Origin of the sequence: Planomonospora sp. ID82291 (genome assembly GCF_015711645.1) — a bacterium.
Classification (GTDB): domain Bacteria; phylum Actinomycetota; class Actinomycetes; order Streptosporangiales; family Streptosporangiaceae; genus Planomonospora.
On the sequence record NZ_JABTEX010000003.1, the window covers coordinates 611,350 to 625,062 of the forward strand.

The following is a 13,713-nucleotide window of genomic DNA, read 5'->3' on the forward strand; positions in this document are numbered from 1 at the left end:
CACCGCGTTCGTCACGCCGAGACCCCTTCCTGCTCGCACAGCCAGCCGACGATGCCCTCGACCGCGTCGCGGCAGCCGCCGCAGCCGGTCGTGGCACGCGTGGCGGCCGCCACGGCCTCCACGTCGCGGGCCCCGGACTCCCAGCAGGCCCGGATCTGGCCCTTGGTCACGTTGTTGCACTGGCACACCTTGGCCGCGTCCGGCATCCGCACCGGGCTGTCGGCCACCGGCGTCCCGCCCAGGCCGGGGAAGAGCAGCCCCGCCCGGTCGCCGGGGACCGGGGCGCCCCGGTCGAAGAGCTGGGTGAGCGTGCCCACCGCCGCCGTCTCGCCGAGCAGGATCGCCCCGACCAGCCGGCCGTCGCGGATGACGAGCTTGCGGTAGGTGCCGCGGGCCCGGTGGCTGAAGCGCACCACCTCCGTGGCGCGGTCGGCGTCCTCGTCCACGTGGGTCTCGCCCATCGCCGCCAGCTCGACGCTCTTGGCCTTCAACCGGGTCACCAGCCGCGACCCGCGGTAGCGGGCCGTCTTGTCGGCGCCGGTCACCAGGTCGGCGACGACCGCCGCCTGCTCCCAGGCGGGGGCGACGAGGCCGTAGACCGTGCCCTCGTGCTCGGCGCACTCGCCGATCGCGAAGATCGACGGGTCGTCGGTGCGCATCTCGGCGTCCACGACGATCCCGCGCGCCACCTCCAGGCCCGCGTCCCCGGCCAGGGCGGTCACCGGGCGGACCCCGCAGGCGAGCACCACCAGGTCGCCGTCGACCGTCTCGCCGCCGGCCAGCCGTACGCCGCGCTCCTCGATCTCCTCCACCACGACGCCGGTCCGGATCCGCACGCCCAGCTCCGTCAGCGTCTCCTGGAGCACCAGCCCCGCCTCGGCGTCGAGCTGGCGCTCCATCAGGTGCCCGGCCAGGTGCAGCAGCGTCACCGGCAGCCCGCGCCCGGCCAGCCCCCGGGCCGCCTCGATGCCCAGCAGCCCGCCGCCGACCACCACCGCGCCGCGCGCCGTGGCGGCGGCCGCCAGGATCGCCTGGCAGTCGTCCAGGGTCCGGAAGGTGACGGCCCGCTCCGCGCCGGGCACCGGCGGCACCACGGCCTCGCTCCCGGTCGCCAGCACCAGGACGTCGTACGGCTCCCGCCCGCCGTCGGCGGTGACGACCGCCTGCGCCTCCCGGTCGATGGCCGTCACCGCGACGCCCGGCAGGGCCGTCACGCCGTGGTCGGCGTACCAGGACGGGTCCAGCAGCCGCACCTGGTCCGGGAGCATGGTCCCGGCCACCACGTTCGACAGCAGCACCCGGTTGTACGGCTGCCAGTCCTCGGCGCCGAAGACGGTCACCTTCATGTCCTTGTCGCGGGCGCGGACCTCGTTCACCAGGCGGGACCCCGCCATCCCGTTGCCCACCACCACCAGCCGGGTCATCCCACACGCTCCACTCTCACGGCGCACACTTTGAACTCCGGCATCCTCGACACGGGGTCGAGTTCGGGATTGGTCAGCACGTTGGCTCCGATCCAGTGGAACGGCATGAACACGGTGTCGGCGCGGATCGCCGGGTTGATCCGGACCGCGCCCTCGGTCCGGCCCCGGCGGCTGACCAGCCGCAGCGTCTGGCCCGGCGACACCTCCAGGCGCTCGGCCAGGTCGGGGTGGATCTCCACGAACGTCTCGGAGACGACCGCGTTGAGGGCCGCGATCCTGCGCGTCTGCGCGCCGCTCTGGTAGTGGGCCAGCACCCGGCCGGTCGTCAGGTACAGCGGGTAGTCGGCGTCGACGTCCTCACCCGGCGGGCGGTGCTCGACCGGGACGAACCGGGCGCGGCCGTCGGGGGTGGCGAAGCCGTCCAGGAAGGGCCGGGGCGTGCCGGGGTGGTCCTCGGCGGGGCAGGGCCAGAAGACGCCGGTCTCGGCGGCGATCCGCTCGTAGGTGATGCCCGCGTAGTCGGCCGGCCCGCCGGCGCTCGCGCGGCGCAGCTCGTCGAAGACCTCGCGCGGGTCGGCCGGGAACCCCGCGGCCCCCCGCGGCCCGTCCGCGTCCGGCCCGGCCAGCCGTACGGCCAGGCCCCGCAGCACCTCCAGGTCGCTGCGGACCCCCTCCGGCGCGGTGACCGCCCGGCGGCGGAGCAGGACCCGTCCCTCCAGGTTGGTCATCGTGCCCTCCTCCTCGGCCCACTGGGTGGTGGGGAGCACCACGTCGGCCAGGGCGGCGGTCTCCGACAGGACGAGGTCGGAGACCACCAGCAGGTCCAGGCCCTTCAGCCGCTCGGTGACGTGCCCGGAGCGGGGCGCGGAGACCACCGGGTTGGAGCCGAACAGCAGCAGCGCGCGGGGGCCGCCGGCCGTGCCGAGGGCGTCGAGCAGCTCGTAGGCCGAGCGTCCGGGGCCGGGGAGCTCGTCGGGCTCGACGCCCCAGACCCGGGCGACGTGCGCGCGGGCGGCGGGGTCGTCGATCTTCCGGTAGCCGGGGAGCTGGTCGGCCTTCTGGCCGTGCTCGCGCCCGCCCTGCCCGTTGCCCTGGCCGGTCACGCAGCCGTAGCCGGAGCCCGGCCGGCCGGGCAGGCCCAGGGCCAGGGCCAGGTTGATGAAGGCGGTCACCGTGTCGGTGCCCTTGGCGTGCTGCTCGGCGCCGCGGCCGGTGAGGATCGCCGCGCGGGCCGCGTCGCCGAGGATCTCCACGGCCAGGCGCATCTGCGCGACCGGGACGCCGGTGATCCGCTCCACCCGCTCCGGCCACCAGGCCGCCACCGAGGTGGCCACCGCCGCGAAGCCGTTCGTGCGCCCGGCCACGTACTCCTCGTCCACGCGGCCCTCGGTGACCACGAGGTGGAGCAGGCCGAGCGCGAGCGCCAGGTCCGTGCCGGGGGTGGGCTGCAGGTGCAGGTCGGCCATCCGGGCGGTGGCGGTGAGGCGGGGGTCGATGACGATCAGGCGGCCGCCCCGGTCCCGCATCGCGGTCAGGTGGCGGACGAACGGCGGCATGGTCTCGGCCATGTTGCCGCCGGCCAGCAGCACCGCGTCGGCCCCGGCCAGGTCGGTGATCGGGAAGGGCAGCCCGCGGTCCATGCCGAAGGCCCTCATCGAGGCGGCGGCGGCCGAGGACATGCAGAACCGGCCGTTGTAGTCGATCTGGCTGGTCCGCAGCGCCACCCGGGCGAACTTGCCCAGCAGGTAGGCCTTCTCGTTGGTGAGGCCGCCCCCGCCGAACACGGCCACGCCGTCGGGGCCGTGTTCGGCCTGCAGCGCGCGGATCCGGTCGGCGACGAAGTCGAGCGCCTCGTCCCAGCCGACCGGCTCGCCGTGCAGGAGCGGGGTGGTGAGCCGTGCACCGCCGGTGAGGAGCTCGCCGGCGGTCCAGCCCTTCTGGCACAGGCCCCCGGCGTTGGCCGGGATGTCCTGCCGCGGGGTGATCGCCACCGTGCCGTCCCCGGTCCCGGCGTCGCCGCCGGTGCCGGCGGCGACGTTCATGCCGCACTGCAGGGCGCAGTAGGGGCAGTGGGTCGCCACCGGCGCCTTCACAGGCGCGGCGACGGGAAGTGAGGTCGGCATGCGTCCGATGGTGCTTTCGAGCGGTTTCACCGCGGGGTCCCTCCTGTTACCGCTGTGCTACAAGCCTCTAACCGTGGTCACGTTCGCCTTCACCCCGGCGCGGGCCGGGACGGGCGGAGACGGGCGGTCAGACGCGGGCCGCCGCCAGGCTCGGCACCGGGCCGACGGTCCGCAGGTAGCAGGCCCAGGTGATGGCCGCGCACAGGACGTAGAAGCCGGCGAAGGCGGCCAGCGCGGCGCCCGCCCCCCCGGTGGCGGCGATGGAGCTGCCGAACCCGCGGTTGATGAAGAAGCCGCCGAACGCGCCGATCGCGGAGATGAGCCCGACCGCGGCCGAGGCGTCGCGCTTGCCGACGGCCAGCGCCGCCTCGTGGGCGGGCGTGCCGGCGGGGATCCCGGCGGTGGCCTTGGCCCGGAAGATCGCCGGGATCATCCGGTAGGTGGAGCCGTTGCCGATGCCGGTGGTGGCGATCAGCAGCATGTAGGCGCAGAAGAACAGGGGGAAGCTCTGCTGCACGAGCCCCTGCCAGACCAGCGCCACCGCGCCGGCCATCGCGCCGAAGTTGACGAGCGTCACCCGCGAGCCGCCGATCCGGTCGGCGAGCCAGCCGCCCGCGGGGCGGATCAGGGAGCCCACGAGCGGGCCGAGGAAGGCCAGGGTGACCAGGGAGTTCTGCTCGGGGAACTGGCTCTTGATGAGCAGCGGGAAGGCCGTGGAGTAGCCGATGAAGGAGCCGAAGGTGCCGATGTAGAGGACCGCCATGATCCAGGTCTGGGCCCGTCCGGCGATCTTCAGCTGCTCCCTGGGGTCGGCCTTGGCCGAGGTCAGGTTGTCCATGAAGAAGTAGGCGCCGGCGGCGGCGGCCAGGATGAACGGGATCCAGAACAATCCGGCGGCGGCCAGCCCGAACGCGCCGATGACCAGGGGCATGAACAGCTGCACGGAGCTGACGCCGATGTTGCCGCCCGCGGCGTTGAGGCCCAGCGCCGAGCCCTGCTTGGCCTGCGGGTAGAAGTAGGTGATGTTGGCCATGCTGGAGGCGAAGTTCCCGCCGCCCAGGCCCGCGGTGGCCGCGATGGCCAGGAACACCCAGTACGGCGTGCCGGGGTCGCCGACCGCGACGGCCAGCAGCACCGCCGGGACGAGCAGGAGCAGCGCGCTCACCACCGTGAAGTTCCGGCCGCCGAACTTCGCCGGGCCGAAGGTGTAGGGGATGCGCAGCGCCGAGCCGACCAGGTTCGGCAGGGACACGATCCAGAAGAGCTGGTCGGTGGAGAAGTCGTAGGAGCCGAGTTTGACGGCCACGATGCTCCACACCGTCCACAGCGTGAAACCCAGGTGCTCGGCGAAGACGGAGAAGACCAGGTTCCGCCGGGCGACCCGCTTGCCGCTCCGCTCCCAGAAACCGGGGTCGTCGGGCCGCCATTCGGTGATCCAGCGCTTCGCCATCGTTCCTCCTCCTGCTCGGGTTCTCGGGGGATCCGGTCCCGAAATCTAGGAGGGCGGCGTTACGCACATTCACGTTGTGTGATGGTGCACCGGTTACGTGCGGCTAACCGCAGAAATGTGCAATGCACACGTCGCACGTCCGCAACATTGCGGAAACATGGCCGAATGCCCGGCTTGGATTGGGAATCGGCGATGATGGGAATCGTAGGCACATCAGCCCGCCGCTTCGGGGAGTGCGCGTGACCGTCCAGCCGATCCGCCTGTTCAACGATCCCGTGCTACGGACCGTGACCGAGCCGGTGACCGCGTTCGACCGCGAGCTGCGCCGGCTCGTCCGGTCCCTCCAGTTGACCCTGCGGGCGGGCGCGGGCCGCGCGGGCCTGGCCGCCCCCCAGATCGGCGTCCCGCTGCGGGTCCTGGCCTACGAGCTCGACGGCCGCTCGGGCCACCTCGTCAACCCGCGGCTGGAGCCGTCCGCGCGCACGGTCACGGCCGACGAGGCGTGCCTGTCGGCGCCCGGCCTGTGGTGGCCGCTGGAGCGCTCCTACATGGTGACCGCGCGGGGCCGCGACATGTTCGGCAAACCCGTGACCGTCCGCGCGATCGGCCTGCTCGCCCGGGTGCTCCAGCACGAGGCCGACCACCTCGACGGCGTGCTCTTCTCCGACCGGCTCCCCGAGGAGGAGCGCGATCGCTTCCTTAAGAATGTCCCGTTTTGAGCTTTTTGTCCTTATTGAAGAACGAAGTTCGCCCGCCGGCCCCCACCTCCGGGACGGGCCGCGGCCCGCGACGCCGCACACCGCGGGAAACCCGGCCGGAGGCGGAGGCGCGTCCACGGATATTTGCCAGACGTCCCGGAGTCCGGTAGCTTGAAGAGGTTGCCGTCGCAGTTTTCACGTAGCTTGTCACCGCAAGTGTTTGAGAAGTCCGTCGACAGCGGGCGTTCCAGCTTTCTCCGGATGGTCTCCGCGGATGCATGGTAGTGTCCGCAGTGCAGCCCCGGTGCGCCGACCTGGCGTTTCGGTGAGGCTCCCAATGAGGAGAAGTAGTTTTGTCTGAAGGCACCGTTAAGTGGTTCAACGCCGAAAAGGGCTTCGGATTCATCGCTCCGGACGACGGTAGCGCCGACGTTTTCGTGCACTACTCGGCTATCAACTCCAGCGGCTACCGCAGCCTGGAGGAGAACCAGCGGGTCAGCTTCGTCACGACCCAGGGCCAGAAGGGTCCGCAGGCTGAGCAGGTTCAGCCCATCTGACGCCGGTTAGCAGCTTCATCTGAGCCCGTACCGCTCCAGCGGTGCGGGCTCAGTGCTTTCTGCAGGCTCAATGCTTTTCCGGACCGCGCTTTCCCGGACCGCGCGCTCCGGGCCTGGGCCTTCCGCGGCGCCCTTCCGGCCCCCGCGCCGCAGAGCCGGAAGCCGAAGGACGCGCACGGCCGGCGCCGAAAGGCGTGCAGGCGCCCGAGCCCGCACGCGGTCCCCGAAGGCGCGGGAGACCCGCGTGCGCGACGTGCGGCGCCGGAGCGCGGCGGCCCCGGAACCGGGCCTACAGCCGGACGGGAACCGGGCCTACAGCCGGACGCCGAGCAGCGCGTCCGCGATGTCCCTGACGAGCGCGGGCGCCTGCGGATCGGTGCCGCCCTGCGAGAGCGCCCGCTCCGCCCAGTCGTCCAGGACGGCCAGCGCCCCGGGAGCGTCCAGGTCGTCGGAGATCCGGGCTCGAACGTCCGCCAGCACCGCGTCCGCCGCGGGCCCGGCCGCCAGCCCCGCGGCCGAGCGCCAGCGTGCCAGCCGTACCTCGGCGGAGGCCGCCTGGTCGGCGGTCCACTCCCAGTCGTCCCGGTAGTGGTGCGCCAGCAGCGCCAGCCTGACGGCCATGGGGTCGCTCTCCTGGCGGAGCCGGGAGACGAAGACGAGGTTGCCCCGGGACTTGGACATCTTCTCCCCGTCGAGGGCGACCATGCCCGCGTGGACGTAGGCCCTGGCGAAGGGCCACTCCCCCGTCGCGACGTGGCCCTCGTGGGCGCCGCACTCGTGGTGCGGGAAGATCAGGTCGGAGCCGCCGCCCGCGACGTCGAACCCGGTGCCGAGGTTGGCCAGCGCGATGGCGGTGCACTCGATGTGCCAGCCGGGCCGTCCCGGGCCGAACGGGGAGGGCCAGGACGGCTCCCCCGGGCGCTCGGCGCGCCACAGCAGCCAGTCGAGCGGGTGCTTCTTGCCGGCCCGCCCGGGGTCGCCGCCGCGCTCGCCGGACAGGGCGAGCATCGACTCCTCGGCGTAGCCGGAGACCGCGCCGAACTTGGGAGCCGCCGCGACGTCGAAGTAGACGTCGCCGTCGAGCACGTAGGTGGCGCCCTTGTCGCGCAGGTTCACGATCAGCTCGGCGACCTGGTCGATCGACTCGGTGACGCCGACGTACTCCCGGGGCGGGAGGATCCGCAGCGCCTCCATGTCGGTGCGGAACAGCTCGATCTCGCGCTCGGCGAGCTCCCGCCAGTCCTGGCCGGTCTGCCCGGCGCGCTCCAGGAGCGGATCGTCGACGTCGGTGGCGTTCTGGGTGTAGTGGACCTCGTGGCCGGCGTCCCGCCAGGCCCGGTTGACCAGGTCGAAGGCGAGGTAGGTGTTGGCATGGCCCAGGTGGGTGGCGTCGTAGGGCGTGATGCCGCAGACGTACATCCGCGCCACGGAGCCCGGCTGCGTGGGGACGACCTCTCCGGCGGCGGTGTCGAACAGCCGCAGCGGAGCACCAGCACCAGGGAGCCGAGGAACCTTCGGCGCAGACCACGATCTCATGTAGTGAGCCTATCCAGGGGACGGACCGCCCCGATCACCCCGGGGCGGTGGATACGGGACGTCCATCACAACCATCGGGACCGGTCCGCTCATTCCGGCAGGATCCGGTGGAACGCTCCGGGATCACCGGGATCACCGGTGAAGTCGTAGCGGATCCCGGCGTCGGCGAGGGCCAGCAGGGTGACCGAGAGCGAGGCGAAGACCCGTCCGTCGGGGAGCGCATGCCGGATGATCATCGCTCGGGGGTCGCCGGCCGGCAGGCCCGCACCGGTGGCCAGGACCGCCCACTCGCCCCAGGGGGCGTCCAGCGCGGCGGGCCGGCGGGCCCGGGCGAACAGGGGACGGAAGAACGCGACGCGCTCGTTGTCCGCGCCGCGCTCCCATCCGCTGTTGACGATCATGTGGGTCCCGGCGGGGAGCTCCGTACCGTCCAGGGCTGCGCCGTCCCAGCTCCACAGGCGCGCCCCCGCGGCGTCGGCCAGCACGAGGTGGAAGGGGTCGTAGCCCGCCAGGTCCAGATCCGCGGGGTCGCCCCCGGACGCGATCAGCAGCGGCAGCTCACCGCGGGAGCGGCGGATCGGCTCGGGTGCGGGCACGCCGTGGCCGTTGAGCAGCGCGCAGGCCCGCCCGGCTGCGGGGTCGACGGCCAGCCAGGTCCCGCCGGCCAGCAGGTCCCGGCCACCGACCAGCCCGGGCCAGTGCTCCGCCGGGGGCACCCAGGGGCGGCCGGTGAACTCGTCCCGGACGCCGACCAGGATCAGCGGGATCCCGGCGCCGGGGTCGATGCTGACGACAACCGTGCACATGTCCGGCAGACTACGGCAGACCCACGGCCTCGGCCTCAGATGGGCGGCCAGGGGACGGCGGGCCAGTCCTGTGAGGGGCGGGGGTGCAGACCGGTGTCCAGGAGCTTGCGGACCCTGGTCCAGGTGGCCTCCACCTCGGCCAGGGTGAGGAGTTCCCGGAGGCGGCGGCCCAGGCGCCCCCGTTCCAGTTCCCGTTCCAGACGGGCCAGGACGTTCATCGCCTCCCGGGGCAGCGGCTTGCCGCGCCACTGCCACAGCACGGTGCGGAGCTTGTCCTCGGCGGAGAAGCAGACGCCGTGGTCCACCCCGTGGACGTGCCCGTCGGGGAGCGGGAGCAGGTGCCCGCCCTTGCGGTCGGCGTTGTTGACGACGGCGTCGAACACGGCCATCCGCCGCAGGGCGGGCTGGCGGCTGCGGATCAGCGCCATCAGGTCGGCCTCGGGATCGGTGTCCACCCACAGCTGGCACATGCCGGGGCCGAAGGGCCCGTCCCGGTAGACCGTCGGGGGGACGATGCGCCAGCCGGTGGCGACCGAGACCTCGAACGCGGCGACCTCGCGCGCGGCCAGGGTCCCGTCGGGGAAGTCCCAGAGCGGTCGCTCGCCCCGCACCGGCTTGTAGACGCAGGCGGCGGCGCGGCCGCCCAGCCGAACCGAGCAGTAGAGCGTCATGTTCGTCGCCTCGACCAGCCGGCCGGCGACCTCGAGGTGACCTTCGCGGAGCAGTCGCAGAGCGGTCTCGTCGTCCAGTCCCGTCGCGGGCGGCGCGCTCAGCGTGGGCTCGCTTTCGGCACTCATTCGCCTCCTCCACCGGATGCAGCTCCACTGCCTCGGTAACCGTTGAGCCGTACGCACACGTGCCCCTCCGCGTCGAGCGGCTGGGAGCACAGCGGGCAGGGCGGGCGGCCCGCGGCGACGAGGGCCATGGCCCGCCGGGTGAAGGCCCTGGCGGCGGCGGGGCTGATGCGGACCCGCAGCACGGCGGGCTCGTCGAGGAGGGACGACTCGAACTCCTCGTCCTCCTCGACGACCTCCTGCGCCTCGATCACCACCTGGGACGCCTCCGGGTCCCAGGCGAGGGCCATCGTGCCGACCCGGAAGTCCTCGCTGATCGGCGTGTCGAGAGGGTCGTTGTCGGTCAGCGCCTCGGGGGCGGCGGCCGGCACGTGGGCGGTTCCGCCGCTCCGGCGCAGCACCTCGTCCAGCAGCTCCTCCAGGCGGTCCGCGAGCGCGGCCACCTGGAACTTCTCCAGCCCGACGGTGGTCAGCCGTCCCTGGCCCCGGGCCTGCAGGAAGAAGGCGCGCGAACCCGGCTGTCCCACCGCACCAGCCACGAACCTCTCAGGTGGGTCGTAGTCGAACACCGGCATAGCCCGACCTTACGTGGTCCCGGATCCGCCGCCGACTGCGGCATCGCTCCCGGTGGGATTTTCTCCCCCGTCTTCTTCCTCCGAACCCTCCCGGGGTCGCAATCCGGTCACATCTCCGCCCACGTCGTTGAGCCTGAGGAGGAAGGGGCGCATGGGGGTGTAGCGGATGACGGTGAGGGAGGCGGGGTCGGCCGCTATCCGCTGGAACTGGTCCAGGTGCAGGCCCATGGCGTCGGCCACGACGGCCTTGATCACGTCGCCGTGGCTGCAGACGAGGTAGACGGCCCGGGGGCCCAGGCGGGCGTTCCACTCCCTGACCGCGGCCACCGCGCGGTGCTGGACCGCCAGGAGGGATTCTCCCCCGGGGAAGGTCACCGCGCTCGGGTGGGCCTGCACCACGGGCCAGAGCGGGTCCCGGGCGAGCTCGGCGAGCGGGCGGCCGGTCCAGTCGCCGTAGCGGCACTCGCCGAACCGCTCGTCGGTCAGCACCTGCGCGCCGCGGCCCGCGGCGACCGCCTGCGCGGTCTCCTGGCAGCGTTCCAGCGGGCTGGCGACGATCGCGTCCAGTTCCAGAGGGGCCAGCCGCCGCGCCAGGGCCTCCGCCTGCGCCCGGCCGGCGTCGCTGAGATGCACCTCCGGGGTCCACCCGGCCAGCACCGGGCCGGTGAGAGGGGTAAGGCCGTGTCTTGCCAGCAACAGCGTCGTCACGGCTCCAAGTCTTGCAGCAGTGGTTCCCTCGTTTTCACCTATCCGGACGGTAACCTGGCCGGATCATGGAGCAGCGCTATGTCGGCCGGAGCGGCCTGTCGGTGTCCCGCCTCGGGCTCGGGACGATGACATGGGGACGCGACACGGGCGCCGAGGACGCCGCGGCGCAGCTTCGCGCCTTCGCCGACGCCGGAGGCACGCTGATCGACACCGCCGACGTCTACACCGGCGGGGAGGCCGAGCGGCTGCTCGGGCGGCTGATCCGCGACACGGTGCCGCGCTCGGAGCTGGTGCTCTCCACCAAGGCCGTGCTCACCCCCGCGGGACGACGGCCGCGCGACGCCTCCCGGAGGCACCTGATCGCCGCCGTCGACGCCTCGCTGACCCGTCTGGGCGTCGACGAGGTCGACCTGTGGCAGCTGCACGCCTTCGATCCCGAGGTGCCCCTGGAGGAGACCCTGGCGGCGGTGGACGCCATCGTGTCCTCGGGACGGGCGGCCTACGCCGGGGTGTGCGACTACACCGGCTGGCAGCTCGCCGCGGCCGCCGTCACCCAGCGGGCGGTCCCCGGCCGGGCCCCGGTCGTCGCCGCCCAGGTCGAGTACTCCCTGCTGGCCAGGGAGCCCGAACGCGACCTGCTGCCCGCCGCCGAGCACGTCGGCGCCGGGGTGCTGGCCTGGTCCCCGCTGGGGCGCGGGGTGCTCACCGGCAAGTACCGCACGGGCATCCCCGCCGATTCCCGGGCGGCGACCCCGCACCTGGCCGACTTCGTCACGCCCTACCTGGACGAGCGGTGCCGGCGGGTCGTGGAGTCGGTGGCGACCGCCGCCGAGGGACTGGGCGTCTCCCCCCTGTCGGTGGCCCTGTCGTGGGTCCGCGACCAGCCGGGGGTGGCCACGGCCATCGTCGGCGCCCGGACCTGCGCCCAGCTGGCCGGAGTGCTGGAGACGGAGGACCTGACGCTCCCCGTGGAGATCAGGGAGGCCCTCGACGACGTGTCGGCGGACTGAGCCCCGGCCCTCACGAGGCGCCCGTATAGAACGAGAGTCTTTCTCGCATGTCACTACTCGATACCGAATCGCAACTTTCCGTGGAAAAACGCGGCCTTCGCACAAAACTGTCATTCGCATGGCAGACGGGGTACGGGCAGGCGCCGGCGAGGTCGCGCCGCCGGCACACGAGGGGGAACGATGCGATCTGCGATCTCGGCGGGCGCGCTGGCGCTGGCGCTGGGCAGCGGGATCCCCGTGGTCGCGACCGCATCCGCAAGCGTCGCCCGGCCGGTGGACTGCCCCCGGGGCGGCGGGCTGCTGGGCGGGGTCACCAGCGGGCTCTGCCGGACGGTGGACGGCGTCACCGACACCGTGGACGGACTGACCGGCTCGTCTCTGACCCCGGCGACCGGACGACTCGACGTCACGGCGGAGAAGGCGCTCAAGCCCGTCGGCGAACTCGTGCCGACGGGGCCGCCGGGAGCCGGTGAGGGCTCTTCTTCCAGTGCCTCTCCGGACGGCGGGGGCGGTGCGGGCGGTTCCGGCGCCCCGGGCGGGAAGGGGGGCGAAGGGCTGCTGCCCGAGACCCTCAGCGACGTCTGCCTCCCGCTGGTGGACTCCCCCGAGTGCACGGCCTCCGCCGCGACGTCCTCCGTACCGGACCGGCCCGTACGGCCGTCCGCCACGCCCGCCCCCGCCACGACCCGCGCACCCGGCACGCGGCGGACGGAGGACGACCGGGAGGCGCGGATCCCGGTCCCGCCGGTCTCCCCGCGTCCGCCGGAGCCGCGGACGCACACCACGGAGGTGCGCGACCCGGTGCTCCCCGAGCGGTTCGCCGTCGACGCCGAGGCGCCCCGGGTGGATCCGCTCTGGCCCGGGCCCCTGACCCAGGAACTGCAGCAGCGGATGCCCGGCGAGCGGACCGTCACGCCCACCCGCTCGCCCGACCCGCTGGGCACCGCCCTCACCACGGTCCTGCTGGCCGCCGCGGTCCTCGCCGTCCGGCTGGTGTACGTCCGGCGGGCCGAGAAGGGGTCCATCCCGTTCGAGCCGCTCCGGGTGGGACGGCACCGCGTCGCCTGACCGCCGCCCGGAGACGTGCGGACCTCGGGACCATGCGGCCCCGGGACCATGCGACCCCGGGGCCGGAGGACCGGCGGTCAGGCGCCGATCGCGTGCACCCCGCCGTCGACGTGCACGATCTCGCCGGTCGTGGCGGGGAACCAGTCCGACAGGAGCGCCAGGCATGCCTTGGCCGCGGGAACGGTGTCGGACAGGTCCCAGCCGAGCGGGGCCTTGTCCGGCCAGCCTTCCTCGAACTCCTTGAACCCCGGGATGCTCTTGGCCGCCATCGTGCGCAGCGGCCCGGCCGCCACCAGGTTCACCCGGATGCCGTGCCTGCCCAGGTCGCGCGCCAGGTAGCGGGAGCACGACTCCAGCCCCGCCTTGGCGACGCCCATCCAGTCGTAGACCGGCCAGGCCTTGGTGGCGTCGAAGTCGAGGCCGACCACCGAGCTGCCCTGCTTCATCAGGGGCAGGCAGGCGACCGCCAGCGACTTGAACGAGTAGGTCGAGATGTGCATCGCGGTCGCCACGTCCTCCCACGGGGTGTTGAGGAAGTTGCCGCCGAGGCAGCTCTGCGGGGCGAAGCCGATGGAGTGCACCACGCCGTCGAGCCCGCCCACGTGCTCGCCCACCCGCTCGGCCAGCGAGTCGAGGTGCTCGGTGTTCTGCACGTCCAGCTCGATCACCGGCGGCGGCTCGGGGAGCCGCCGGGCGATGCGCTCGACCAGGCTGAGCCGGCCGAAGCCGGTCAGCACGACGGTGGCGCCCTCCTCCTGGGCCAGCCGGGCCACGGAGAAGGCGATCGAGGCGTCGGTCAGGACGCCGGTGACCAGGATCCGCTTGCCGTCGAGGATTCCCATGAATACCGTCCTTTGTGAAGTGCTGCCGCGGACGAGTCCGAGGGCTCGCCCCCGGCGCGTCCGGCCGTTCCGGCGGTTCCGACTCTTGCGGTGGTCGCGGGCGGTGGCCCCGGTGACCCCGA

General features: G+C 73.3%; 13 protein-coding genes. 4 read left to right on the forward strand and 9 right to left on the reverse strand.

Annotated features, from left to right (window positions below):
* Positions 1-11: 11 nt before the first annotated feature.
* The 3 genes from HS045_RS21975 to HS045_RS21985 form a co-directional block, all read right to left on the reverse strand.
* A complete protein-coding gene (locus HS045_RS21975; RefSeq protein WP_196453319.1) occupies positions 12-1,424 on the reverse strand; it encodes an FAD-dependent oxidoreductase in 1,413 nt (470 codons plus the stop codon).
* The gene (locus HS045_RS21980; RefSeq protein WP_196453320.1) at positions 1,421-3,547 is read right to left on the reverse strand and encodes a molybdopterin oxidoreductase family protein; all 2,127 of its coding nucleotides are present in this window, start codon (positions 3,545-3,547) and stop codon (positions 1,421-1,423) included. Before HS045_RS21980 ends, HS045_RS21975 begins: the two co-directional genes overlap by 4 nt.
* Positions 3,548-3,674: 127 nt before the next feature.
* Positions 3,675-4,997, reverse strand: a complete 1,323-nt coding sequence (locus HS045_RS21985) for an MFS transporter (protein WP_196453321.1) — start codon at positions 4,995-4,997, stop codon at positions 3,675-3,677.
* A gap of 239 nt (positions 4,998-5,236) precedes the next feature.
* Here HS045_RS21985 and HS045_RS21990 point away from each other — a divergent pair, with 239 nt between their 5' ends.
* Both HS045_RS21990 and HS045_RS21995 read left to right on the forward strand, forming a co-directional pair.
* Positions 5,237-5,716 (forward strand): peptide deformylase, encoded by a 480-nt coding sequence (locus HS045_RS21990; RefSeq protein WP_196453322.1) that lies wholly within the window; start codon positions 5,237-5,239, stop codon positions 5,714-5,716.
* Positions 5,717-6,048: 332 nt separating this feature from the next.
* Positions 6,049-6,252, forward strand: coding sequence for a cold-shock protein (locus HS045_RS21995; protein ID WP_189236257.1), 204 nt, complete (start codon positions 6,049-6,051; stop codon positions 6,250-6,252).
* Between the two features lie 312 nt (positions 6,253-6,564).
* Here the strand turns inward: HS045_RS21995 and mshC are convergent, their stop codons facing one another.
* The 5 genes from mshC to HS045_RS22020 all read right to left on the reverse strand — a co-directional run bounded on the left by mshC (position 6,565) and on the right by HS045_RS22020 (position 10,671).
* Positions 6,565-7,788, reverse strand: coding sequence for a cysteine--1-D-myo-inosityl 2-amino-2-deoxy-alpha-D-glucopyranoside ligase (mshC, locus tag HS045_RS22000; protein WP_196453323.1), 1,224 nt, complete (start codon positions 7,786-7,788; stop codon positions 6,565-6,567).
* Positions 7,789-7,877: 89 nt separating this feature from the next.
* Complete coding sequence (locus tag HS045_RS22005; protein WP_196453324.1) at positions 7,878-8,594, reverse strand: NRDE family protein; 717 nt, start codon at positions 8,592-8,594, stop codon at positions 7,878-7,880.
* A gap of 35 nt (positions 8,595-8,629) precedes the next feature.
* Positions 8,630-9,391, reverse strand: a complete 762-nt coding sequence (locus HS045_RS22010) for an SCO1664 family protein (RefSeq protein WP_196453325.1) — start codon at positions 9,389-9,391, stop codon at positions 8,630-8,632.
* Positions 9,388-9,963, reverse strand: coding sequence for a DUF3090 domain-containing protein (locus HS045_RS22015; RefSeq protein ID WP_196453326.1), 576 nt, complete (start codon positions 9,961-9,963; stop codon positions 9,388-9,390). The genes HS045_RS22010 and HS045_RS22015 overlap by 4 nt, the downstream gene beginning before the upstream one ends.
* Before the next feature lie 9 nt (positions 9,964-9,972).
* Positions 9,973-10,671 carry a histidine phosphatase family protein gene (locus tag HS045_RS22020; RefSeq protein ID WP_196453327.1) on the reverse strand — a complete coding sequence of 233 codons (699 nt, stop codon included), beginning with the start codon at positions 10,669-10,671 and terminating at the stop codon, positions 9,973-9,975.
* A 65-nt stretch (positions 10,672-10,736) separates the two neighbouring features.
* Here HS045_RS22020 and HS045_RS22025 point away from each other — a divergent pair, with 65 nt between their 5' ends.
* Together HS045_RS22025 and HS045_RS22030 are read left to right on the forward strand one after the other, a co-directional pair.
* Positions 10,737-11,681, forward strand: coding sequence for an aldo/keto reductase (locus tag HS045_RS22025; RefSeq protein ID WP_196453328.1), 945 nt, complete (start codon positions 10,737-10,739; stop codon positions 11,679-11,681).
* A gap of 180 nt (positions 11,682-11,861) precedes the next feature.
* Positions 11,862-12,749, forward strand: coding sequence for a hypothetical protein (locus HS045_RS22030; RefSeq protein ID WP_196453329.1), 888 nt, complete (start codon positions 11,862-11,864; stop codon positions 12,747-12,749).
* A gap of 77 nt (positions 12,750-12,826) precedes the next feature.
* On the opposite strand, the gene fabI is transcribed toward HS045_RS22030, so the two are convergent.
* Positions 12,827-13,591 (reverse strand): enoyl-ACP reductase FabI, encoded by a 765-nt coding sequence (gene fabI / locus HS045_RS22035; RefSeq protein WP_196453330.1) that lies wholly within the window; start codon positions 13,589-13,591, stop codon positions 12,827-12,829.
* Between the last annotated feature and the right edge of the window lie 122 nt (positions 13,592-13,713).

What these genes read in the sequence shown, in the direction of transcription:
- HS045_RS21975 (WP_196453319.1), bottom strand. Translation starts at nt 1,424, where the DNA reads ATGACCCGGCTGGTGGTGGTGGGCAACGGGATGGCGGGGTCCCGCCTG.
- HS045_RS21980 (WP_196453320.1), bottom strand. Translation starts at nt 3,547, where the DNA reads ATGCCGACCTCACTTCCCGTCGCCGCGCCTGTGAAGGCGCCGGTGGCG.
- HS045_RS21985 (WP_196453321.1), bottom strand. Translation starts at nt 4,997, where the DNA reads ATGGCGAAGCGCTGGATCACCGAATGGCGGCCCGACGACCCCGGTTTC.
- mshC (WP_196453323.1), bottom strand. Translation starts at nt 7,788, where the DNA reads ATGAGATCGTGGTCTGCGCCGAAGGTTCCTCGGCTCCCTGGTGCTGGT.
- HS045_RS22005 (WP_196453324.1), bottom strand. Translation starts at nt 8,594, where the DNA reads ATGTGCACGGTTGTCGTCAGCATCGACCCCGGCGCCGGGATCCCGCTG.
- HS045_RS22010 (WP_196453325.1), bottom strand. Translation starts at nt 9,391, where the DNA reads ATGAGTGCCGAAAGCGAGCCCACGCTGAGCGCGCCGCCCGCGACGGGA.
- HS045_RS22015 (WP_196453326.1), bottom strand. Translation starts at nt 9,963, where the DNA reads ATGCCGGTGTTCGACTACGACCCACCTGAGAGGTTCGTGGCTGGTGCG.
- HS045_RS22025 (WP_196453328.1), top strand. Translation starts at nt 10,737, where the DNA reads ATGGAGCAGCGCTATGTCGGCCGGAGCGGCCTGTCGGTGTCCCGCCTC.
- HS045_RS22030 (WP_196453329.1), top strand. Translation starts at nt 11,862, where the DNA reads ATGCGATCTGCGATCTCGGCGGGCGCGCTGGCGCTGGCGCTGGGCAGC.
- fabI (WP_196453330.1), bottom strand. Translation starts at nt 13,591, where the DNA reads ATGGGAATCCTCGACGGCAAGCGGATCCTGGTCACCGGCGTCCTGACC.